This is a genomic window from Pseudomonas floridensis, assembly GCF_002087235.1.
Classification (GTDB): Bacteria; Pseudomonadota; Gammaproteobacteria; order Pseudomonadales; family Pseudomonadaceae; genus Aquipseudomonas; species Aquipseudomonas floridensis.
In genome coordinates this window covers 33,589-56,485 of record NZ_MUIO01000067.1, presented here as the reverse complement: position 1 = coordinate 56,485, position 22,897 = coordinate 33,589, and the positions used below count along the sequence as shown (strand labels likewise).

General features: G+C 61.8%; 20 protein-coding genes and 2 pseudogenes. 14 read left to right on the top strand and 8 right to left on the bottom strand.

The genetic code is table 11. From position 1 onward, the window contains the following. Positions 1-266 (top strand): annotated as a pseudogene (locus BZK31_RS16865) (hypothetical protein); the annotation flags it as partial. Positions 267-292: 26 nt separating this feature from the next. On the opposite strand, the gene BZK31_RS16860 reads toward BZK31_RS16865, so the two are convergent. From BZK31_RS16860 to BZK31_RS16840, 5 genes are all read right to left on the bottom strand, one after another. Further along, positions 293-1,348: a DNA topoisomerase IB gene (locus BZK31_RS16860; RefSeq protein WP_083184087.1), complete on the bottom strand. Its 1,056-nt coding sequence runs from the start codon at positions 1,346-1,348 to the stop codon at positions 293-295. 88 nt (positions 1,349-1,436) lie between these two features. Then, entirely contained in the window at positions 1,437-2,525 is a 1,089-nt protein-coding gene (gene modC / locus BZK31_RS16855) for a molybdenum ABC transporter ATP-binding protein (protein ID WP_083184086.1), read from the bottom strand. A gap of 3 nt (positions 2,526-2,528) precedes the next feature. Further along, on the bottom strand, positions 2,529-3,209 hold the full coding sequence (gene modB / locus BZK31_RS16850; RefSeq protein ID WP_083184085.1) for a molybdate ABC transporter permease subunit: 681 nt from the start codon (positions 3,207-3,209) through the stop codon (positions 2,529-2,531). Further along, the gene (modA, locus tag BZK31_RS16845) at positions 3,210-3,932 is read right to left on the bottom strand and encodes a molybdate ABC transporter substrate-binding protein (protein ID WP_244182695.1); all 723 of its coding nucleotides are present in this window, start codon (positions 3,930-3,932) and stop codon (positions 3,210-3,212) included. A gap of 147 nt (positions 3,933-4,079) precedes the next feature. Beyond that, a complete protein-coding gene (locus tag BZK31_RS16840; protein ID WP_083184083.1) occupies positions 4,080-5,156 on the bottom strand; it encodes an NAD(P)H-dependent flavin oxidoreductase in 1,077 nt (358 codons plus the stop codon). Between the two features lie 141 nt (positions 5,157-5,297). Between BZK31_RS16840 and acuR the strand changes: the two genes are divergently transcribed. Next, on the top strand, positions 5,298-5,942 hold the full coding sequence (acuR, locus tag BZK31_RS16835) for an acrylate utilization transcriptional regulator AcuR (protein WP_083184082.1): 645 nt from the start codon (positions 5,298-5,300) through the stop codon (positions 5,940-5,942). Between the two features lie 59 nt (positions 5,943-6,001). Then, complete coding sequence (gene acuI, locus BZK31_RS16830; protein WP_083184094.1) at positions 6,002-6,985, top strand: acrylyl-CoA reductase (NADPH); 984 nt, start codon at positions 6,002-6,004, stop codon at positions 6,983-6,985. Here acuI and BZK31_RS16825 read toward each other — a convergent pair. Next, a complete protein-coding gene (locus BZK31_RS16825; protein ID WP_083184081.1) occupies positions 6,931-7,416 on the bottom strand; it encodes an RES family NAD+ phosphorylase in 486 nt (161 codons plus the stop codon). The genes acuI and BZK31_RS16825 overlap by 55 nt on opposite strands. Continuing rightward, positions 7,416-7,868, bottom strand: a complete 453-nt coding sequence (locus tag BZK31_RS16820) for an antitoxin Xre-like helix-turn-helix domain-containing protein (protein WP_083184093.1) — start codon at positions 7,866-7,868, stop codon at positions 7,416-7,418. The genes BZK31_RS16825 and BZK31_RS16820 overlap by 1 nt, the downstream gene beginning before the upstream one ends. Positions 7,869-8,084: 216 nt before the next feature. Here BZK31_RS16820 and BZK31_RS16815 point away from each other — a divergent pair, with 216 nt between their 5' ends. The 11 genes and pseudogenes from BZK31_RS16815 to BZK31_RS16765 all read left to right on the top strand — a co-directional run bounded on the left by BZK31_RS16815 (position 8,085) and on the right by BZK31_RS16765 (position 21,904). Beyond that, positions 8,085-9,050, top strand: coding sequence for a site-specific integrase (locus BZK31_RS16815; protein WP_083184080.1), 966 nt, complete (start codon positions 8,085-8,087; stop codon positions 9,048-9,050). Between the two features lie 525 nt (positions 9,051-9,575). Beyond that, on the top strand, positions 9,576-9,968 hold the full coding sequence (locus BZK31_RS16810; protein ID WP_083184079.1) for a cupin domain-containing protein: 393 nt from the start codon (positions 9,576-9,578) through the stop codon (positions 9,966-9,968). Then, complete coding sequence (locus BZK31_RS16805; protein ID WP_083184078.1) at positions 9,961-11,460, top strand: methionine--tRNA ligase; 1,500 nt, start codon at positions 9,961-9,963, stop codon at positions 11,458-11,460. The genes BZK31_RS16810 and BZK31_RS16805 overlap by 8 nt, the downstream gene beginning before the upstream one ends. Positions 11,461-11,474: 14 nt before the next feature. Next, positions 11,475-12,617, top strand: a complete 1,143-nt coding sequence (locus BZK31_RS16800) for an NAD(P)/FAD-dependent oxidoreductase (RefSeq protein ID WP_083184077.1) — start codon at positions 11,475-11,477, stop codon at positions 12,615-12,617. After that, a complete protein-coding gene (locus BZK31_RS16795) occupies positions 12,614-13,591 on the top strand; it encodes an ABC transporter substrate-binding protein (RefSeq protein ID WP_083184076.1) in 978 nt (325 codons plus the stop codon). Before BZK31_RS16800 ends, BZK31_RS16795 begins: the two co-directional genes overlap by 4 nt. Positions 13,592-13,646: 55 nt before the next feature. Beyond that, positions 13,647-14,969 carry a SidA/IucD/PvdA family monooxygenase gene (locus BZK31_RS16790; RefSeq protein ID WP_083184075.1) on the top strand — a complete coding sequence of 441 codons (1,323 nt, stop codon included), beginning with the start codon at positions 13,647-13,649 and terminating at the stop codon, positions 14,967-14,969. Between the two features lie 5 nt (positions 14,970-14,974). Then, positions 14,975-16,984, top strand: a complete 2,010-nt coding sequence (sbnB, locus tag BZK31_RS16785; RefSeq protein WP_083184074.1) for a 2,3-diaminopropionate biosynthesis protein SbnB — start codon at positions 14,975-14,977, stop codon at positions 16,982-16,984. 41 nt (positions 16,985-17,025) lie between these two features. Further along, positions 17,026-18,792, top strand: a complete 1,767-nt coding sequence (locus BZK31_RS16780; RefSeq protein WP_083184092.1) for an FAD/NAD(P)-binding protein — start codon at positions 17,026-17,028, stop codon at positions 18,790-18,792. Between the two features lie 13 nt (positions 18,793-18,805). Continuing rightward, on the top strand, positions 18,806-19,450 hold the full coding sequence (locus tag BZK31_RS16775) for a LysE family transporter (RefSeq protein ID WP_083184073.1): 645 nt from the start codon (positions 18,806-18,808) through the stop codon (positions 19,448-19,450). Between the two features lie 74 nt (positions 19,451-19,524). Then, a complete protein-coding gene (locus BZK31_RS16770) occupies positions 19,525-20,679 on the top strand; it encodes an iron-containing alcohol dehydrogenase (protein ID WP_083184072.1) in 1,155 nt (384 codons plus the stop codon). Between the two features lie 3 nt (positions 20,680-20,682). After that, positions 20,683-21,904: pseudogene (locus BZK31_RS16765) on the top strand (serine hydrolase domain-containing protein). On the opposite strand, the gene ftrA reads toward BZK31_RS16765, so the two are convergent. Beyond that, the gene (gene ftrA / locus BZK31_RS16760) at positions 21,864-22,817 is read right to left on the bottom strand and encodes a transcriptional regulator FtrA (protein ID WP_083184070.1); all 954 of its coding nucleotides are present in this window, start codon (positions 22,815-22,817) and stop codon (positions 21,864-21,866) included. The pseudogene BZK31_RS16765 and the gene ftrA sit on opposite strands and share 41 nt — an antisense overlap. Positions 22,818-22,897: the final 80 nt, after the last annotated feature.

Sequence of the window (22,897 nt, the reverse complement as noted above, 5' to 3'; positions counted from 1 at the left end):
AGGCTGATTACCTGGCCGCCGTTGCCAATGTAGGGGTGGATGTTCTTTACGTGTTGACCAGCCGGCGCACGACAGGCGTGGAGCTGGATAACATCGTCAACCGGATGAGTTACGCATCAGGCGCACCGGACGACATCTTCGTCGAGGTCCAGCAGGCTGTACGTCATCTGGTGAACACCATAGAAGAGCTTTCCAGCACTTACGACACGGGTAGCAGGCAGCCATCAGGTATGGCAAGGAAGTCACCGGTCACTGCCGAGCAATGACCGGCCTTGCGGATTACCCGTAAAGGTCAGGGCTTGACCTTGCCTGCTTCGGCTTCTATGCGATCTGCCAAAGTGCGCAGGTAGCTCGCCAGGGCAACTTCTTCAAGCCTCAGGCCCTTGCGCTGTCTAAGGCGCGGGAGTTTTGCCAGATTGCCGAGCAGAAAGCCCTCAAGCACAGCAGGGTGGATATAGCACTTGCGGCAGATGGCTGGCGTGTTGCCCAGTTGTTTTGAAACCGCTTTGACCATGTCGACGATATGCTTTTTGGCATCGGCTTCCGGCTCCCAATGCAGCTTCTGCAAGGTAGCCAGTGCCAGCGCGCTTGCCGCCCAGGTCCGATAATCCTTGGCTGTGAAGTCCGAGCCAGTGAGGCTTTGCAAGTAGGCGTTGATGTCTGACGAAGTCACCGTGTGGCGCACGCCGTCATCATCCAGGTACTGAAACAGGTTCTGTCCCGGCAATTCCATGCAGCGCTTGATAACAGTGGCCAGTCGCCGGTCCTTGACTGTGACCCGATGCTCCACGCCGCTTTTACCGCGGAATTCAAACAGAATCTGGCCGCCTTTCACTTCCACGTGCTTATTGCGCAAGGTGGTCAGACCATAGGAACGGTTTTCCTTGGCGTATTGACTGTTGCCGATGCGAATCAAAGTGGCATCAAGCAGCGAAACCACGGTTGCCATGACCTTTTCGCGACCCATGCCCGGTTGGGCAAGTTGCGCTTCTATCTGCTTGCGTACCTTGGGCAGCGCATGACCGAACTCGATCATGCGCGAATATTTGTCCTGATCGCGTATCTCGCGCCAGCGAGGGTGATAGCGGTACTGCTTGCGACCACGAGCGTCGCGGCCGGTGGCCTGCAAGTGACCATTGGGATCGGCGCAGATCCACACGTCGGTGTAGGCGGGTGGAACCGCCAGCGCGTTGATGCGCTTGACCTCAGACTCATCTTTGATCCGCTCGCCCTTGGTATTGAAGTAGGCAAATTTGCCGCGCAAGACCTTGCGCGTGAATCCGGGCTGAGTGTCGTCTACGTAATGCAGATCGCTGGCGAGCGGGCTGATGATGGTCGAGTCAGGCATGGCGAAATTCCAGAGACAGTTAACAACACTGACCGCGCTCTTTTTCGGTGGTGCCGTTTATTTGCGTCCGACGACTGGGTAAATGCCATTACGCAAGCACGGCGACCGCCTTGATCTGTGCCCATAGCGACTGACCTCGATGCAATTGCAACTGGTCGCTGGAGTAGCGGGTGATGCGCGCCAGCAGCGGTGTGCCGCCCGCGTCCAGCCTGACCAGTACATGCGCCGAATTGTCCGCGACCATTTCGTCCATCACGACCACCGGCAAGCGGTTGAGGATACTGCTCTGCTGGTCAGGCTGCAGGCTGAGGCTGACATCCCGGGCCTGAACCTTGACGCGCAACGTTGTGCGCGGCTGCATCTCGGCGTGCGCCACGCGCATGGAAAGGGCGCTGCCGGGCAGGGTGATGGTCAATAACTGGTAATGCGCGTCGTATTCACTGACAGCGCCCTCTATCACCACACCGGCATCGTTACCCATCGCCAGCGGCAGGTCCAGGCGCGCGAGGGTTTCACCAATCGGTCCGCTGGCCAGTACGTTGCCAGCTTCAAGCAGCACCATGTGATCAGCCAGACGTGCAACCTCGTCCTGCGCGTGACTGACGTACAGCATGGGAATGTCGAGTTCCCGGTGCAGACGCTCCAGATACGGCAGGATCTCGCTTTTGCGCCTGCTGTCCAGCGCCGAGAGTGGTTCGTCGAGCAGCATCAGTCTTGGGCTGGTCAACAGCGCACGGGCGATGCCGACCCGTTGACGTTCGCCGCCGGAGAGCTTGTCCGGATGCCGCTCCAGCAGGTGATCAATGCCCAGCAGCTCAGCGGCCTGCGACACCTGAATGTTGCGCGCGTCATGCGCTATGCGCTTGAAACCGAACTCCAGGTTCTTCCTTACTGACAAGTGCGCGAGCAGACTGGCTTCCTGAAACACATAACCGATCGCCCGTTTGTGTGGGGCCAGAAACAAGCCGTTGTCGCTGTCTTGCCAGACTTCATCGTTGATGCGGATGAAGGCCTGACCGGCCTTCTCGAGCCCGGCGATACAGCGCAGGCAGGTGGTCTTCCCCGAGCCCGAGGGGCCGTAAAGCGCCGTGACTCCGCTGCCAGGCAGCGTCAGGTCGACATTCACCCGGAAGTCGGGGTAAGCCATGTGCAGTCGCACTTCAATGGACGGCGGCATGAGTCAACTCCATCCCTGTCTGGCTTTGCCGCTGGAATAGAGCGCCAGCAGCACCACAAACGAAAACACCAGCATCGCCCCGGCCAGCCAGTGCGCTTGCAGGTATTCCATGGATTCGACATGGTCGAAAATCTGCACCGATACCACGCGGGTCTTTTCCGGGATGTTGCCACCGATCATCAATACCACCCCGAATTCGCCGACCGTGTGGGCAAACCCCAAAATCGCCCCGGTAATAAAGCCGGGTCTGGCCAGCGGCAGGATTACGCTGAAAAACGTGTCCCAAGGACCGGCCCGCAACGTGGCGGCCACTTCGAGCGGGCGCGTGCCGATGGCCGAAAAGGCATTCTGCAATGGCTGAACCACGAAGGGCATCGAGTACAGAACCGAGCCGATGACCAGCCCGGTAAAGCTGAAGGTCAGCGTTCCCAGGCCCAGGCTTTGGGTCAGTTGCCCAACGGCACCGTTAGGGCCTAGCAGCAACAGCAGGTAAAACCCGATCACCGTGGGCGGCAGCACCAGGGGCAGGGCGACGATGGCGCCGACCGGGCCCTTGAGCCATGACCGGGTATGCGTCAGCCACAGTGCGATGGGCGTGCCGACGATCAGCAGGATCACGGTGGTCAGCGACGCCAGCTTCAGCGTCAGCCAGATCGCCGCGATGTCAGCGCTTCCCAGCGGCATTTACAACTGGTATCCGAACGATCTGATGATGGCCGCGGCCTGTGGGCCTTTGAGGTACTCGACCAGGGCCTTGGCGGCAGCGCTGTCCTTGCCCTTGTTAAGGATTACCGCATCTTGTCTGATCGGGTCGTGAAGGGCGGCCGGTACGATCCAGGCCGAGCCGCTGGTGAGTTTTCCGTCCTTGTAGATCTGCGACAGCGCGACGAAGCCCAGTTCCGCGTTGCCGGTGGACACGAACTGGTAGGCCTGGGTGATGCTTTGGCCTTCGACGATTCTGGACCGTGTGGCGTCAGTCAGTTGTAGCCTGTCCAGCACCTGTGTGGCCGCCAGTCCATAAGGCGCAGTCTTCGGATTGGCGATGGACAGATGCTGGTACTGATCGCCCTTGAGTACGTCACCCTTGGCGTCAACGTAGCCTGGCTGTGCAGACCACAGCGCGAGTGTGCCGACCGCATAAGTGAAACGTGATCCCTTCACGGTGTCGCCTTCCTGCTCGAGTTTTGCCGGTGTGGTGTCATCAGCCGACAGAAACACTTCGAACGGCGCGCCATTCTTGATCTGGGTGTATATCTGGCCGGTGGCTCCGAAAGCTGCAACCAGTTTGTGTCCGGTGTCCCGTTCGAAGTCCTTGGCAATCGCCTGTACAGGCGCGGTGAAGTTGGCGGCGACCGCCACTTGAACTTCATCGGCCAGGGCGCATGGCGCGCCCGATGCAGCCAGCATGAGAACAGAGGACGTCAAAAAGGCTCGCAGCGGGAACGCAGGCATGTAACAGCTCCATGAAGGTTTGAAGGGTGCGCCACCGGGCTGGAGGCGTTTCGCTATATATTTAAATATATAGCGATCCTTCTCCTTTCTGAAAGCAATGTTTCATGCGTGGCTCAGAATTCTCAGTGCATCCTCGGCCAATTGCCGTGTGAGTTCGGCCGCACCGAGCGAATGCTTGATACCGACTGCCTGGCCCGCCCAGAGGTTCATGAAGTCGCCACTGCCTTGCGGTTCGGCCTTGGCCCTCAATGGCATCAGCGCACCCCCGGCGAGCGGGAAGGTGGGGGCGAGCGGGCTCATGGGGCCGACTTCACGCATGACCCGGTTCATGATGCCCCGTGCCGGGCGGCCAGTGAAAATATTGGTCACGCCGGTGTCGCTGTCTCGGGCGGTGCTCAACGCATGCCTATGCGGTGCACTGACCTTGGCCTCCGGGCAGAACAGGTAAGCCGTTCCGACCTGAACCGCCGCTGCGCCCAGCACCATTGCGGCTGCGACGCCACGTCCATCGGCTATGCCGCCGGCCGCGATCACCGGCACGCTCACGGCGTCGACGACCTGAGGAACCAGTGCGAACGTACCGACCTGAGTATGCAACTGGTCACTGAGAAACAGCCCACGATGGCCGCCCGCCTCATAACCCATGGCAATGATGGCATCGCAACCCTGACGTTCCAGCCAGACTGCTTCTTCCACGGTGGTCGCCGAGGCGATGATTTTCGCTCCAGTGGCGCGAACGCGATCCAGCAGGGTCTGTTCGGGAAGGCCAAAATGAAAGCTCACGACTTCAGGCCTTACGCGCTCGACCAGCGCACAGCTGTCTTGGTCGAAGGGTGCGCGATTGGAGACCGGCGTCGGTGCGTCGAAATCGGCACCCAACTCTTCGTAGTAGGGCTTGAGCGCCTGTTTCCAGCGTTCGGCCTGTAACGCATCGGCAACGGGCGGCTGGTGGCAGAAGAAATTCAGGTTCAGCGGCGCCGCGCTGTTTTGGCGGAAAACGGCCACTTCCTCGCTGACCTGGTCCAGGGTGAGCAGGGCGCACGGCAAGGAGGCCAGTCCTCCTGCGTTCGCGACGGCAATGGCCATGGACGGTCCGGTTGCGCCCGCCATCGGGGCGTGAAGGATGGGCACTTCGATTCCGAAGAGTTGCAGAATGCGGGTGTCTGTCCAAAGGCGCATGCGAAGCTCCTGATCCGTGGCGAATGAAAGACCGACATTTGAGCGCGGCATGCTCTGTTTGGCAATTGACGCGTTCGACTGATTACAGCCTCTTTTCGCCAGGCTGTTGACATAAAAGACGATCGGTCTAATATCCTCTGCATGACCACTTTACCGACCCGGCCAGCCCATCCCCGACGTCCCGGCCGCCCGCCCAAGGTGGACCGCGATAACCTCGAAACCCGCGAGACGCTGTTGCGTCGTGGCCTTGAAGTCCTTACGGAGCAGGGCTTCTCAGCGACCGGAATCGACTACATCCTCAAGGAAATCGGCGTGCCCAAGGGCTCGTTCTATCATTATTTCCCGAGCAAGGAAGCGTTTGGCCGCGCGGTCCTGGATGAATATTCCCGCTACTTTGCCCAACGCCTTGATCGCTGGCTTCTGGACGAAAGCCTGTCGCCGCTGGAACGATTGGTCGGGTTCGTGCAGAGCGCAAAGGCAGGCATGGCCCGTCACGACTACCGACGCGGGTGCATGGTGGGCAATCTGGGGCAGGAAATCTGTCTGTTGCCCGAAGGCTTTCGTGAGGTGCTGGAGCACACGTTGCTGGACTGGCAGTCCCGACTGGCCGCGTGCCTCAAGGCTGCACAGGACCAGGGTGAACTGGCCAGACACGCCAATTGCAACGAGCTGGCAGCGTTTTTCTGGATTGGTTGGGAGGGCGCTGTGCTGCGTGCCCGGCTGGTCAAAAATGACACTCCGTTGAACACATTCATTGCCGGCTTTCTTCGCGGATTGCCGCAGTGATTGTTTAAGGTCTATTTAAAGACGATCGGTCTAAATTGGAGGGCGCTATGTCTTCAGGCATGTTCAAAGCGATTTTGATTGATAAGGACGAATCCGGTTACCACGTGAAACTCACCGAACTGGACGCCGCCGACCTGCCGCAAGGCGACGTGACCGTGCGCGTTTCGCACAGCACGCTCAATTATAAGGATGCATTGGCGCTGACCGGGCAGAGCCCCATTGTCCGAAAGTTCCCGATGGTGCCGGGTGTTGATCTGGCGGGCGTCGTGGAACACAGCGAGACGTCGGCCTTCAAGCCCGGCGACCAGGTGTTGCTCAACGGCTGGGGCGTGGGCGAAGGGCATTGGGGCGGGCTGGCGCAGAGGGCGCGTCTGAAAGGCGACTGGCTGATTCCGCTGCCTATGTCATTCACCGCCAGCCAGGCCATGGCCATCGGCACGGCCGGATACACCGCCATGCTCAGCGTAATCGCGCTGCAGAAGCATGGCGTCCAGCCGCAGGACGGTGAAGTCCTTGTCACCGGCGCCAACGGCGGTGTGGGCAGCTTCGCGGTCGCCATTCTCGCCAGGCTTGGTTATCACGTTGTGGCGTCCACGGGACGCGTCGCGGAGAGCGACTACCTCAGCAGCCTGGGCGCAGCGCGAATCATTGATCGGGCGACGCTGTCCGGGCCCGGTCGTCCGCTGGGCAAGGAGCAGTGGGCGGCGGCCATCGACTCGGTGGGCAGCCATACGCTGGCCAACGTCTGCGCCGGGATCAAATACCGTGGCATTGTTGCCGCGTGCGGTCTGGCGCAAGGGATGGACTTTCCCGGATCGGTCGCACCGTTCATTCTGCGCGGCGTGACACTGGCCGGGATCGACAGCGTCAACCGGCCTCGCGCCGATCGCCTGGAAGCCTGGTCGAGGCTGGCGAACGACCTGGATACTTCATTGCTGCCGCTGATCAGTCGCGAGATTGGTCTGAGCGAGGTCATCGATATCGCGCCTCAACTGATCGCCGGGCAAGTGCGTGGACGTGTGGTGGTCGATACCGGCCAGTGAGGGAAGGCGCTGATATCGACGATTTCGATCCGCTCGGCTGCCGAATGTGCGGGGTTGAGCATAAGGATGTGCGTCTGCGGCAGAATGGATGACGGCAGAATCAGCCCCAGATGCAGCCCTTGTATGAGCCAGGGGGTGCCGAACTGCTGACCGGGTGTGTCGGCGGGGTGCGCATCCCATCCGGAAGGCAACTGTTCGAAGTCAGGCGCATGGTAAAGCGCCGGGCCATCCGGCAGCTTCAACTGAACCAGTTTCAGGTCCTGCGGCAGCTCACGAGCGTGCATTAGCGCTTCCAGCGCGCAGAGCGCCGGCGTCAGCGTAACGTACAGGGCTCGATGATCCTGCTGATTCCAGCGTGCGCCGAACTGTGCGGCGTGTTGACCTGAGCAATCCCTGGCAAAGGCAGCGCGTGAAATTCTCCAGGCATCCATCAGGCAGGGCCGCCGTAACCCAAGGCGGCAATCGCCCGATGGACCTGTCGTGTGCCGATATCCGTTTCACACATCCTCAGAGGCATCTGCTCACCCAGTAACGGTTGAAGCGTTCGCATCCACAGGCTGGCCCGTTCGGGCGTTTCGAGTACCTCTAGCGCATGGATGGCAACCCTTGCAACACGGTCCAGACGCTCCGAGGCCACCTGGTCCAGAGGCTGCTGCTGGTGCAGACGGCGTTCCAGCGTGGAGGCCGACAGGTTGAGCAGCACATGCAGATCAGGATTGCCCAGTCGAAACGCGTCCTTGACGGCTCGCGCCCAAGTGGCTGCAAATCCTGCCTGGATATTGGCCAGCCGTTCAGCTTCGCTGCGCTGATCGAGCTGGTGTGCCAGCAGCCAGAAACCGGCGGCGGCTTCGCTGATGAACGCGGCATTGATGTCCGCAAAAATCTGACTAGGTTGGGGATGGTGTTGGGGTAAGAACACGCTGGCTCGACTTGCGATGTGGGGAGAATGGGCGAAAAGGCTACCCCACGTGACCACTCTTTCAAGCGTTGAGATGTAACCGGGGTTTGCTTCGGTCAGCGTGCTAAAGTCATGGCTTTGAACTGATTGAAAAGTGCCGGCTTCATCCACGTCACTTGCACTACAAAGGCCCCGCTCGACATGTCGTACGATCCATCCTCCGACCAGGCTGCAAGCACCAGGCAATCGCCCTCGCTGCCGGATGTCAGCAATCCGCTGCGGCTCTATCTGGCCCGTCTGGCGCCTTCCAGCCGCCTGACCATGAAGTACGTGCTGCAGGACGCCGCCGACCGGCTGGGCATGGCTGACGTCGATATTCATGATATTCCCTGGCATACCCTGCAGCCCGGACATGTCACCGCGCTGGTGGCCACTTTGCGCGAAGATAACTATGCACCGAACACCACGTCTCTGTATGTCAACGCCATTCGCGGGGTGATGAACGAAGCCTGGCGGCACGACCTGATCAGTCATGATCAGTTATTGAAGATCCGCTCGATCAAAGCGGTCAGCGGCACCCGGCTGGCGAAGGGACGCAACATCCGCCGCACGCTGATTCGCGAACTGATGGAAGCCTGCGCCGCCGATCCTCGGCCACAGGGACGACGCGACGCGGCCATCATCGCGATTCTGTACGGATCGGGCATGCGCAAGTCCGAATCGGTCGATCTGGATCTGGCGCAGGTCGATTTCGCCGAGCGCAGCCTGCGGGTGATGGGCAAGGGCAACAAGCAACTGGTCAAGTACGCGCCCGAATGGGCCTTCGGTGCGTTGCATGACTGGCTGCAATTGCGCCGCTCGTGCCTGCCTGAAGGGCAGGCGGACGATCCGTTTCTGTTCAACCGGATTCGTCGCGGCAGCAACATCACCCGTGAGCGGATCACCAAGCATGCGATCTATTTCATCGCCAAGCAGCGTGGTCGGCAGGTCGGCGTCAACATCATGCCTCATGATTTTCGACGGTCGTTCATCACCCGAGTCATCGAAGAGTACGATTTATCGATCGCCCAGAAACTGGCCCACCACACCCACATTGCAACCACCGCCAGCTATGACATGCGCAGCGAGAACGAGCGGCGCAACGTGGTCGACCGCTTTGATCTGTAGGCAAAAAAAAGCCACCTCACTGGGGTGTGGGGTGGCTTAAAGATCTAACCAAAGGAGTGATGAAGAAGAGCAGGTATTCGTCGGCATCGCGATGCGGATTCGCAATACCGGGAAACATGTTCAGTCATCGAAGGCCACGTTAACACTCGTAACCAAAAACTGATTATCAGCAATGTCGATAGTGACTATCACCGTGCATAACATGCCGAAAACCGAGCAAATACGGGCCTGAGGCGGGCGGTGCGCTTCGCGGCTTGGTGAGTCGCCCGGTCACTTCTCGCGGTCTTGAACCCTGCCATTCGACCCGGCGCACACGCGTTTTGGATAGCGTCGTTATCAAGTACTTCCAGAACATTTCAGCCAGTGGCGGCGAGCGCCTTCGCAACGCCGACGGCCTTACTGTGCCGCTTCGCAGCGACACATTCAAAAACTCGATGCTGTGCACCTGACGTATCAGCGGATCGGATAGCCAGTTGTTTCCGCAGATTTCATGCTTTGCCCCACTCACAGCACACGGGTCTGAGCATGGAAAAGTTCGATATACACCGTAAAACCGATTTCGATGCCCTGGTACATGAGTATGGGCTCGACGGCAGCCGTCTGCTGCCCTGGAAAGGCTATCCGATGCCGTTCGCCGGCGGCTGGTGCGTGGTGCGTTCAGGCACTCGCAGCGAGGCGCACACCCAGATTGACCAGGAAATCTTCATCGCCATCAAGGGCAATGCCCAACTGGTGGTGGGTGACAGGCAAATGCCCTTTGGCGTGGGCGACATCGCAGCCATTCCGAAGCACACCAACCACTACGTCATCAATGATTCCGATGAGGACTTTCATTTCTACGTGGTGTGGTGGGACATGAACTACGTCAATGCCTTCGTCGATCAGCACTGTGAAACGACGGGGTGCCTCGATGACTAAGTACATTGTCACCATCACGCCGCCCACGCCCAACGGGGATCTGCACATCGGGCATATCGCAGGGCCGTTCCTGGCCGCCGATGTCTTCACCCGGGTCCAGCGTCAGCGCGGTCACGACTGCGTGTTGCTGTCCTATTCGGATGACTATCAGTCGTACATGCTGCGCAAGGGGCTGGAAACCGGCGTCGACCCGGTGGAGCTTGCCAACTGCAATTCCGACCGTATCGAAGCCTCATTGGCCGCGATCAATATCCAGCCGGACAACTGGATGCGCCCCTACGGCAATCACTGGTTCGCCGAGGCGGTTGCCGAGGTGTTCGGCAAGGTCCGCGAGGCAGGCCTGATCGAGTTTCGCGATTCCAGCGAGCCTTACTGTCCGGAGTGCAATGTGTGGGGTTATGAGGCGTTTGCCCGAGGCCACTGCAACTATTGCGGCGCGGAGTCGGACGCCAGTCAGTGCGAAAACTGCGCGCAGGCTCCTGATGCAGCCTTGATGACAGACCTGCGCTGCAAGCTGTGTGCGCAACCTTCACACTGGAAAACAGCGCACCGGGCGTTTTTCAAACTGGCCGCCTGCAAGCCGGCCTTGCGCGAACGACTGCTGGACCGGCAGTGGCGTAGTCCGCTCAACACCTGGCTGCGCGAGACGCTCGAACATGTCCATGACTGGGGTGTAACGCGTCCGCACGACGGCGGCCTGGATTTGCAGCCCGACGGTGCGTGCCGGGTGCACACCTGGTTCATGGGTCTTGCGGGCTATATGGCGGCGTTTCGGGAGTACGCCGACCGCATCGGACGTCCGGAACTGTTTCGCCAGTACTGGCAGTCGGGGCAGGGTGCGCTGGTGCATTTTCTCGGCTTCGACTGCGTATTCAGCCACGCCATCGTGTATCCGGCGCAACTCTCGGTGATGGACGACATTCGGGTCCAGCAGCGCTTCGTGCCCAACCAGTTCCTCAAGCTCGACGGGCTCAATCTGTCTACCAGCCGCAACCACGCGATCTGGGTCGGCGATCTTGCCCGCGAAGCTTGCGCCGACAGCGCGCGACTGTACCTGGCCAGCATCGCTCCAGAGGACAGCGAGGGCGATTTCCGTCTCCAGCACTTTCTTGCCTGGCGCGAAGATCTTTTCGGGACGTTCTTCCCGGCGTTGCTCGCGGCGGGCGAGCGTCGTGACAGCAGTTGGTGGAGCGGCATCTGCGGCGTCGATGCGGGCTTGCTCGAAGCGTTGCGCCTGCAATGGGTCAAGGCGTGCGAGCCCAATCAGTTCTCCATGAAAGGCATGGCCCAAGTGCTGCTGGACGTGATCGCCATCACCCGCACCCGATTGGCGGAAGGTCGACCGGTGAGCCATCTGGCCGCGTTCATCGCCGTGACCGGCAAGGCGCTGATTCCGGATATGTCGGCGCGGATCTTCAAGGCGTTCGATCTGCCCGAAGCCCGTGTGAGCGCCACGGTGATGTCCGGCTCGGCCGCTGAATACTCCATCTGAACGGACTCATCACGATGTTCATCGATTATGAAACAGCGGTCATCGGCGCCGGGATCACCGGCGCCAGTATCGCGGCAAAGCTGTGCAGCGCAGGGATGTCGGTCGCGCTGATTGATCAGGGCGCAGCGGGCAGCCTGGGTGCCAGTGGCTATTCGGGAGGGTTGGTGCGGCTGTACGACAGTGATCCGCTGTTGATGCAACTGGCGGCTTATGCCATCAGCGCCATGGACGACGGCGTATTTGCAGACACCTACGGTCAGGCGCTGCGGCGCACTGGAGTGATCTATCGCGCTGCCGTCGATCAACTGGACGACCTGTGCAGTGCCATCGAGCTGTATGGCAGCGAGCGTTATCCCATGCGCCTGCTGAGCAACCGTGAGCTGGATGGCGGGCAGTACCCACGCTGTCCGGATGAGCCGCGAGTCAACCTGTTCGAGCCCGGAGCCTGCGTCGGCAATGTACGTCAGGCCGTCGCGGCGCTGTGTGGCGTGGTTCGTCAGCACGGTCTGCTGCTGGAGCATCACGAAGTCGGGGCCATTGATTGTCGATCCCGCGACCTGGTGCACATCGAACTGGGTGACGTGACCTTGCGGTGTCGTGCCGTGGTGATTGCAACCGGTGCCTGGAGCCAGCGTCTGGTGCCGCAACTGGGTCTGCAAGCGCGCTCGATTCCGCTGGCGCGGGTGATGAGCGACAGCGACTGGAGCATGCCGGTCATCGATGCGGTCACGCAAAGCTACGGCATTCCCTTGACCCGCAACCTCGTACAGACCGGTTGCGGGCTGCGTGACAGTGGCGTAGGGCCGGAGCATCTGGCGCTGCCTGATGCACGTCATGCCGATGACGCCCGCCAGCGAGTGGCGCAGTTGTCCGGTGAGTCGGCCGACCGGTTTCGGGTGCTGGATGTGTTGCCGGGTTTCGACAGTTACAGCGTCGATGGTCGGCCGGTGTTGGGGTTTTGTGACGAGCAGAGCCCGGTGTATGTAGCCGCCGGCCTGTCCGGTCTGGGCTTCAAGTTCGCGCCAGGCATCGCCCGGATTGCCTTCGATCAACTGCGTCATCGTCTGACCGGGCAGCCTTCGCCGTGCCCCGGCTGGTCGGCACTGGCGCCTGACCGGCAACAACGTGGCGCCCGTCATACAGGTATCCGGCCATGACCTCTATGACGCAGGAACCCGCTGCATTGCGGGTCGGTGTCAGTGCGCTGTTCGACCCGCAGGACACGCCGCATGCCCGGACTTTTCTGCGCGCTCTGGCCGTGGCGCGCAACTGCATACCGGGATTGGGGCTGGTGCAGTGGCGGTTTCTCGACGACGGTGCGAGTGCGGCTCGAGGTGCCGAGGTGGCGCAGCAGTTGATCGACTGGCAGGCCGATCTGGTGATCGGGCATTTTTCGTCGGACGCAGCCATCGGCGCGGCACCGCTGTACCAAAAGGCGGGCATTGCACTGCTGACGCCTGCGGCAACCATCGATCTGCTGACCCGCGAGCATCCCAATGTGTTCCGCTTTTGCCCGTCGGATCGGCGTCTGGCTGCGGATCTGACGCAGTGGCTTGCGGCGCGGCGCTGGCAGGCGGTGTATCTGCAGGCTGACGACAGCGCCCATGGGCAGGCGCTGCTCAGCGCCATTGGTGAGGCGCTTGCCAGTGCCGGTCTGCAGGCCGTGAGCGAGCGGGAAAAGGCTGATGTCGAGGTGTTCGCCGGGCGTCTGCGTGCCAGTCGCGCGCATTGGCGCTCCCGACGTGAGGCTGGTAGCACGCGGCCGCTGGTGCTCACCGACGACGCGGCGTCACCCCACCTGGGCTGCGCGCCGGAGCAGGATCGCAACACTTATGTCATCGGCTTCGGTGTGCCGGACGACCCGCAGGGCAACGCGGCGGTCGATGCCTTGCATCACCGGCTGTTCGGCACTGCGCCGCAGACGTATTACCGCGAAAGTCTGCTGATGCTCTACGTACTGGCGGGGCTGGCCAACAGCGCCTGGCGCCAGCAACAGCTGCTGGGTGTGCTCAACCACACCCCGTTCAGCACGCCGTTGGGCGTGGTCAGCTTCGATCAGGGCGAATACCGCGCAGCGTTCAACAGTGTCTGGCGGCTTGGGCCGGGTGGACTGACGCTCGCACCGCATTGAACGGGCCATTCACTTCATCAATGCCTTTACACCCAACTCTAAGGACGGGAATTTCATGGGTCATTCAACACCACATCCTCATCAATCGGACGCCGTGTGTATCGGGTTCGGCCCGGCGGGCATCGCGCTGGCCTGCGCATTTGCCGATGCGCGGGAGGTCAACGACCCGCTGGGCAACGTCTCTGTGCGCTACCTTGAGGCGGCGCCGGACACGCACTGGCACCGCGAGCTGCTGCTGGCTGGAACCGACATCAATCACCACGTGTTTCGCGATCTGGTGACGCCACGCAACCCGCGCAGCCGCTTTTCGTTCGCCATGTACCTGAAAAATCAGGGCCGGATGTTCGATTTCGGTCTGCTTGGCCGTCCTGCCAGCCGTCATGAATGGTCGGACTACCTGGCCTGGGTGTCACGTCAAGTCGACAGTGACACCCACTTCAATGCGCCCGCAACGGACGTCACGCCAGTAGTGCGCGATGGACGGCTGTGCGGGCTCAAGGTGCACACGCCGGACGCTTGTTTCACCACTCGCAACCTGGTGCTGTCGAGCGGCAGCGCACCGCGTATCCCGGTGGCTTTCCAGGCGTTTATCGGCCCCAGGCTGTTTCATACCTCGCAGTTTCTCACCCGCCTGCAAGCCTTCGGTGATCGTTTGCCCAAGCGCTGGCTGGTAGTGGGTTCAGGGCAAAGCGCCAGTGAGTCGGTACTGGAACTGGTCGGCCGCGATACGGGCATCGAGGTGCATTCGGTGCACCGCTCGGCCGGTTTCAAACTCACGCAACTGGGGCAGTTCCCCAATCGGGTCTTCGCCCCGGACCATGTGGACTACTTCCATAGCCTCAGCCATGCAGCGCGCCACCGGTTTCTCGACTGGAGCCGCTCGACCAACTACGCGGGCATCGATCCGGACGAAAGCCAGAAGTTGTTCTCGCTGATCTACGAAGACAGCCTCGTCGGTCGCAAACGTCTGCGCACCTACGGCTACAGCGTGGTCTCGGCCATTGAGGCGAGTGAAGACGGCTACCGCGTCGAGCTGACCGACACCTTCAGTCAGCGTACGCAATGGCTGGAAGTCGATGCGGTGGTGCTCGGCACCGGTTACGAGCAATACCTGATTCCGCCGCTGTTGAGCGGGTTACAGCCCTGGTTGAAAGCCGATCTGGACGGCGGCCTGCTGATCGACCGCGATTACAACGTCGCGATGGAGGAAGACTGCAACGTAAACATCTGGGTCAACGGCCTTTCCGAACGCAGTCACGGCATCAGCGACAGCCAGTCGTTTTCGCTCATGGCCCTGCGCGCCGAACGCATCGCCAGCGCGTTGGAACAGGCCGTGGAAGCCCCGACCGACGCACCGTTAATGGCACAGTGGAAGTGACCCTCATGTACGACACAATCTGCGACATCGTTCACGACCGGACCTTTCTCAAGGTTTCAGGGCTGGGCCCGGATTTCTATCTGAAAATGGAGTCGCTCAACCCGGCAGGCTCGATCAAGCTCAAGACCGCCGTCGGCCTGGTGGATGATCTGCAGGCGCGTGGCCTGATTGGCCCTGAGACGATTCTGATCGAGTCGTCCTCAGGCAATCTGGGCGTGGCGCTGGCCATGCTCTGCGCCGAACGTGGAATCCGTTTCACCTGCGTGGTCGATCCCAACAGTTCCAACCACAATATCCGCATGATGCGCACCTATGGCGCTGAGGTAATCCGGGTCGAGACACCGGACGAGAATGGCGGGTTTCTCGGCACCCGCATTGCGCTGATTCGCGAAAAGGCCGGCAGCGATCCGCGCTATGTCTGGCTCAATCAATACGAGAACGCTGCCAACCCACGAGCCCATGCACGCACCACGGCGCGCTCGATCAGTCAGCACTTCGGGCACGTTGATTACCTGTTCGTAGGGGCGGGCACCACAGGTACGCTGATGGGCTGTCTGCAGCATTTTCGGCGGCACCATCCGACCACCCGCATCATCGCCGTGGACAGCGTCGGTTCGGTGACTTTCAACACGCCGCCCAGCCGTCGATACATTCCAGGGCTGGGCACCAGTCAGCGTCCGCCGATCTTCGATGCCGAAGGCATTCACGCGCTGGAAATGGTTCCGGAATCGCGCACTGTCGCCATGTGCCGCATTCTGGCGCGCACCAAAGGTCTGCTGGTTGGCGGATCGACCGCTACGGTTGCAGCGGCAGTGCACGCCTGGCGCGAGCGTATCGAACCGGGGTCAGTCGTAGTGGCCTTGTCGCCTGACTGGGGCGAGCGCTACCTGGATACGCTGTACGACGATCAATGGGTGGAACGACATTTCGGCGCCGAGGTGCTGAACATGACGCTCGCCGATCTGCCGATCATGCCGCAGTGGACCACTTGGCTGGCGGCCGAGCGCCAGCGTCAGGCGCCGTTTCATGTGGTCGACGGCGAGGTGGTGGCGCGGCTGCTCGCAGCCGATCCGCACGCCTGCATCGACGATGTTCAGGACGCTTACCTGGCCCACGAGGCCGGTCGGACCATCAACCCGGACAGCTACTTTCTGCGTTTTCCCGACGCTGCGGCCAACCGCATCATTGCGCTGCCCGCCAGCCTGTGCGGGGATCGGCCGGTCAGTGGCATCAAATGGATTTCCAGCTTTCCCGGCAATACCGAGTCTGGCCTGCAGCGTGCCTCGGCGGTGCTGATCCTCAACGATCCATCGACCGGTTACGCCTTCGCATGCCTGGAAGCGTCGCGGATCAGCGCGATGCGCACTGCGGCCTCGGCGGTGTTGGGCGCACGCTGGATGAACCGTCACCAAAAGCGCGCAGGGCGAATAGCCTTCATCGGTGCCGGGTTCATTGCGCGGACGATTCTGGACATGTTCGTCAGCGACGGCTGGACGCTGGATACCGTGAGCGTCTTCGATCAGCACCGCGAGTCGGCGCTGGCGTTGATCGAACATGCCTCCACTCGGCACCGGCTCTGTAGCGAGGCTGCCGACCTGAACAGCAGCCTGCAGGCCGATGTGGTGGTGTTCGCCACGACCGCGCCCAGCCCGTATGTGCTCGAACCGGTGTTCCGGCCGGGCCAATTGGTGCTGAACATTTCCCTGCGTGACCTGGGGCCTGAAGTCATTGCCGGGGCCAACAACATCCTCGATGACGTCGAGCATTGTCTCAAGGCCCAGACCTCGCCGGACCTGGCGGTGCAGCAGTATCAGGATCGTTCGTTCATCACCGGCACGCTTGCGCAACTGATGACTGGCCAGGTCGAGCTGAGCCCCGATCGTGCGTCGATCTTCTCGCCGTTCGGCCTCGGCGTGCTCGATCTGGCGGTGGGGCAGCGCGTTTATGCGCAGGCCGTGGCCGAGGGCAGCGCCTTGCCAGTGCCGCGTTTCTTCTTTGAATCGAACCGTTGGTGATGGCCATGCAGACACGTTCTCTCGAAAGCATCGGCACGCCGATGCCACACGCTGAAGATGATGTTCGCTCGGTCGCGATCATAGGCATGGGGGCGCGCGGGTTGAGCCTGCTGGAGCAGTTCATAGGCCTGGGTCGCAAGGCCGGGGCGCAACGGTTGCGCATCGAGGTGTTCGAGCCACGAACTCCCGGCAGCGGCCTGCACCACGCCGGACAGCCGGATTACCTGATGCTTAATACCATGGCGGGTCAGCTTTCGGCCTTCTCGTCGGCTTATCCAGCGTGCGAACCGGCGGGCTGGACCTTTCTGCAATGGTGTCAGGCCAGAGCGATCGGTCTTGATGCGCGGGGGCATGTCAGTGCGGACGGGCAGGGCAGACCGGTCGGGTTCGGTGATTTCGTGCCGCGCCGTTTGCTGGGGCGTTATCTACAGGACAGCTACCGCTACCTGCTGCAGCAATGCCCCGCGCAGGTTCAGGTGCGCCACCACGCCGAGCCGGTTACCGGCTGCTTTGAGCGCTGCGCAGAGGCGGGCTTTCGTGTGCAGACACCGACCCGCGAACTGGACGTTGATGCAGTGCTGCTGACGTGCGGGCATTCCTCAGTCACTGAAGACGTCGAGGCCGTGGGTGAATCGGTGCTGATCGAAGGGCTGGGGCTGACCGCCATGGACACGCTGGCGAGTCTGACGCAAGGGCGCGGCGGGCGTTATGTGCGCGACGCGGGCCTTATCGGCTGGCGTTACCTGCCTTCCGGGCACGAGCCGCGAATTTCGCTGTATTCACGCTCCGGGCTGCCGTTTCATGCCCGGCCGCAATGGCATCCGTCCGGCCATGCCCTGCTGCCCAGGACATACTTCAGTGCGCAAGCGATCGCTCGTTTGCGGCAGCACAGCGGCACGGGGCAACTGGACTTCGAGCGCGATGTACTGCCGTTGATCAAGGACGAAATGCGTGCGGTGTTCTATCAGGCCACGGTTCGGCTGGACGCGCCTGAGCAACTAAAGGTGGTGCAGCAGTGGCTGCGCGATGCCTGCGATCAGCCCGGGCGACAACGGCTGTTCACGACGCTGGCCGAACAGTGGGGTGAATTCGACCCCGAATGCTGGCTGGCCCGCGAAGCCTGGTCGACAGCCGATGCCTCGTACGCCGAATGGTTCAGGCAGTGGATCGAGCGTGAACTGGCGCTGAGTCGGCTGGGTGTGGCGAACAGTCCGGTACGTCAGGCGCTGGAGGTCTGGCGTGACTACCGCGACCTGCTGCGTCAGGTGGCCGATCGCGATGGCCTGACCGAATCGTCGACTCAGGTCTTCTACGACGTCTGGGCACGGCTTTCCAACCGGCTGGTTGGCGGGCCACAGAAAGAGCGTTACGAAGATTTGCTGGCCCTGATAAAGGCCGGCGTGGTGACGGTCTTGCCGCCCATGGATGCCGCCGCCCAAGCCGATGCGGCGTTTGGCAGCATGATCCGGGCGCGGGTCGCTCACAGCGGTGTGTCCAGCAGTCGCGACCCTTTGATCCGGGATCTGTGGCTTCAGCGGCTGATTCGCCCGGCCCATGCGTACCCGGCCGACGGGATCGACACCGACCCGGCAGGTCGCGCGGTGGGTGCCGATGGCACGCCTCACCCGCGACTGTTTGCGCTGGGACCTGCGGTCGAGGGCTGCACGTTCTACAACCACTACGTTCCCACGCCCGACCCGACCTGCCGTGCACTGATCGAAGCACGCCAGACGGTGCAGGCGTGCCTGAGCGCGCTGGGCACCGACAAATCGACTCGCCTCTCAACGACTTCATTCACCTCCCTCTAAAGGAATTGGCTCCATGTACGAGATCACTCTGCTGACGGCGCTCGCCGGTGCGTTCATTGTCCTGATCATCAGCCCCGGCCCGAATTTTCTGGTCATCACCCAGTTGTCGTTCAGTCAGTCGCGTCAACAAGGGATTTGCGCCGGTCTGGGCGTTGCGTCCGGCAGCATCATCTGGGCGTTGCTGGCCGCCACCGGACTTGGCCTGATCTTCCAGCAGTTGCCCTGGCTGCAACCGGCCTTGCAACTGCTGGGCGGCGCGTACCTGACCTGGCTGGGCACCAAGAGCCTGCGCAGTGCAGGCAGTCAGCCCAAACCCCGTGACATCGGCGCGCTGGGCATCGGCAGTCTGAGCCGCGCCTATCGCTTCGGTCTGTTCACCAACCTGACCAACCCCAAGGCACTGGCGTTCTATACCAGCGTGTTCACCACGGTGACCACGCCGGGCATGCCGATGTGGGTGCGCACCGCCGGGGTGTCGATCATTGCCATCCTGGCGATCTCCTGGTTCGTGCTGCTGGCCACGCTGTTCTCGATTCCGGCCGTGCAGGCGCGTTATCAGCGCATGAAGAAGGTCATCGACATCGTCACCGGTCTGTTCATGGTCGCTTTCGGCATCCGCCTGCTGATCGGCTTGTTGCCTGCCGGTTTCATCAACTGACCGACTGACTCGACCCGTATCGAGGGCCTGAGTCGAGCCCTCGATCCAACACCCTCATTTCAAGGACCAGCACCATGCACAGCAACGATTGGCATTACCCGACGTCCATTCGCGCAGGCGCCGGACGCGTCCGCGAACTGGCCGAGGCCTGCCGGGTGACCGGTATCAAACGTCCCTTGCTGATCACCGATCAGTTTTTGGGTGGCACCGAGATGATTCGCCACGCAGTCGAAGATTGTCGCCAGCAACTGGGCCATTGCGGCCTGTTCGATCGGGTCAAGGGCAACCCGACCGGCACCAATGTCGCCGATGGGCTGGAGGCGTATAAAAACGGCGATCACGACGGGGTGATCGCGTTCGGTGGAGGCTCTGCGCTGGATGCCGCCAAGGCGGTGGCGTTAATGTCAGGGCAGACGCGCCCGCTGTGGGACTTCGAGGACATCGAGCAGAATCATCTGCGGGCCGACCCGCTGGGCATCGCGCCGGTCATCGCGCTGCCGACCACCGCAGGCACCGGCTCGGAGGTCGGCCGGGCGTCGGTGATCACCGATGAGCAGGCGCGGGTCAAACGCACCATTCTGCACCTGCGAATGATGCCGCGCATCGCGATTCTGGACGCCAGCCTGACGCTGGATCTGCCACCCCACCTGACTGCCGCAACCGGGGCCGACGCGCTGACCCACTGCATGGAAGCCTGGTGTTCGCCGGCCTGGCACCCGATGGCCGAGGCGGTGTCGGTCAAGGGCATGCAGATGATCAAGGCCTACCTGCCCAGAGCGGTGGCGGACGGGCAGGATCTTGAAGCGCGCCAGCACATGCTGGTCGCTTCCAGCCTTGGCGCGGCGGCCTTTCAGCGCGGCCTGGGCGGGGTGCACGCCATCGCGCAGAGCCTGGGCGCGCTGTATGACCAGCATCATGGTTTGCTCAATGCGATTCTGCTGCCCTATGTGCTCAACGCCAATCGGGCTGCACTGTCAGCGCAGATGGACGACCTTGCGCTGTATCTGCGCTTGCCCACGCCAGGGTTCAGCGGCGTGATGGGCTGGGTGCTCGGGCTGCGCGAACAGATCGGCATTCCACATACGCTGGGTGACATTGGCATCGACGAACAGGACGCTGAATTGATTGGCCGGATGGCGTTCGTGGATGGCTGCTCGCACACCAATCCGATTCGTCATGACGCCGACGGGTACGCCGCTATCTTCAGTCGGGCGGTGAACGGGGAGTGATCCATGGCACAGGTGGATGAACAGGTCGTCCGGCGCCTGACTGAGGTCTGGCACGGCTTCGTCGACCGCGGGCAGATCGTTGGAGGCGTGTTGCGGGTGGCGCAGCACGGGGTGCTGCGTTATGCCGACGCACGCGGCTGGGCGGACCGCGAACGGCGGATCGGTGTGACCCACGAGACGCGCTTTCGCCTGGCCTCACTGACCAAACTGCTGACCTCGGTGGTTGTGCTGCAGCTCTGTGAGCAACAGGTTCTGAGCCTGGACGGGCCGGTCACGGACTGGCTGCCAGCCTTTCGGCCACGTTTGAGCGATGGTCGAGTACCGGTCATCACGTTGCGTCATCTGCTGTCACATACCTCGGGGTTGAGCTACGGCTTTGAACAGCCATGCGGCAATCCCTATCAGCAAGCAGGCGTGTCGGACGGGCTGGATCGAGTGCCGTTCAACTTGCAGGAAAATCTGGAACGGCTTTCGCGCCTGCCGCTGCTGTTCGAACCGGGCAGCGCATGGGGCTATTCGCTGGCGACGGATGTGCTGGGCGCGGTGGTTGAGCAGGGCACAGGGTGCGCGTTGTCGCAGGTCATTGCTGAACGTGTCACTGAGCCGTTGGGCATGGACACGACGTCTTTTCGGCATGTGCAGGGGCGTCTGGCCCGGGCCTACAAGGCGGGAGTGAACGGCGTGCAGCGGATCGGCGACGACGATGTACTGGTGCTGGACAGCGGTCTGGCCAGGGTGTCGTCGGGCCGGATTTATGACGCGCACGCCTACGAGTCGGGCGGGGCGGGTCTGCTGGGCAGTGCCGATGACTACCTGAAACTGCTGGAATGCCTGAGGCGCGGCGGTGCGCCTTTGCTGAGTACCACCAGCACCGCAGCGCTGCTGGGCAACGCCATTGGCGAACGCGTGATCGAGGGGCGAGGCACAGGCTGGACGTTCGGACTGGGGCCGGTGATTCTTGCCGACCCACTCGCTGCCGGACAGCCGCAGGGCGCGGGTACCTGGTCATGGTGCGGTTTGTATGGCAGCCATTACTGGGTTGATCCCGTATCCGGCATCACCCTGGTCGCTCTGACCAATACAGCGGTGACCGGCGCCTGGGGAGACTTCGCCGACGCGCTGGTCAGTGCGATTTATCGCTGACCCCGCGCAGGCGATCGTGCCACAGCGATACCGTCAACACATCAGGCCCGGGCAAACTGCTTGCGGTAACTGCTCGGGCTGATACCTACCAGGTTGCGGAAATGTCGGCGGAACGACTCTTCCGAGCCAAAGCCGGTCCTGTCCACCACCTCGTTGAGGCGCAACTTCGACGATTCCAGCAGCTCCTTTGCGTAGGCCACGCGCTCCCCCAGCAGCCAGTCATAAGGCGTGAGCCCCGTGCTTTCCATGAAACTGCGGTGCAGGGTGCGTGAACTGACCGCCGCGCGTGCGGCCATCTCCTTGATGGTGTGCGGGCGGTTCAGGTCGCTGCGAATCCAGTCCATCAGATTGGAAATGGGCCCGTCACTGGCTGACACCAGCTGCCGCGACGCGTATTGCGACTGGCCGCCTTCACGATGAGGCGGAATCACCATGCGCTGCGCCACCATATTGGCCACTCGTGAGCCATGATCGTGGCGAACCAGGTGCAGCATCATGTCCAGCCCGGCAGCGGAGCCCGCGGACGTAACAATGGAGCCTTCATCCACATACAGTTCGTTGGGCTGAATGCTCAGGTCCGGGTACATGCTGGCCAGCAGCTCGGTGAAACGCCAGTGAGTGGTCACTTTGTGCCCGTCGAGCAGTCCGGCCGCGGCCAGCACGAAGGCGCCGGTGCAGATCGAGCAGATGCGTGCACCACGGGCATGAGCGGCCTGGAGCTGTTCGATGAGACGCTGCGGCACCTGCGATTCGACCCCGCGCCAACCGGGCACGATGATGGTGTCGGCGTTTTCCAGCAACACTTCACCGGGCGTCGGCACGATGGTGATGCCTCCTGCAGCGGTGATCGGCCCGTCATCCACCGGATAAGTCGCGAACTCATACCAGGCCACGCCCAGCTCGGGTCTCTTCAACGCGAAAACCTCGACCGTGCAGCCGAATTCGAAGGTGCAGAGCTGGTTATAGATCAAAACGACGACGAGATGATTTTTCATGGCGCGATGTTACCGGATATTGGCATTTCGGACAGTAGTTGGCGTTGATGCTACTGGGTAATCTGCAGGCTGTCACTCAG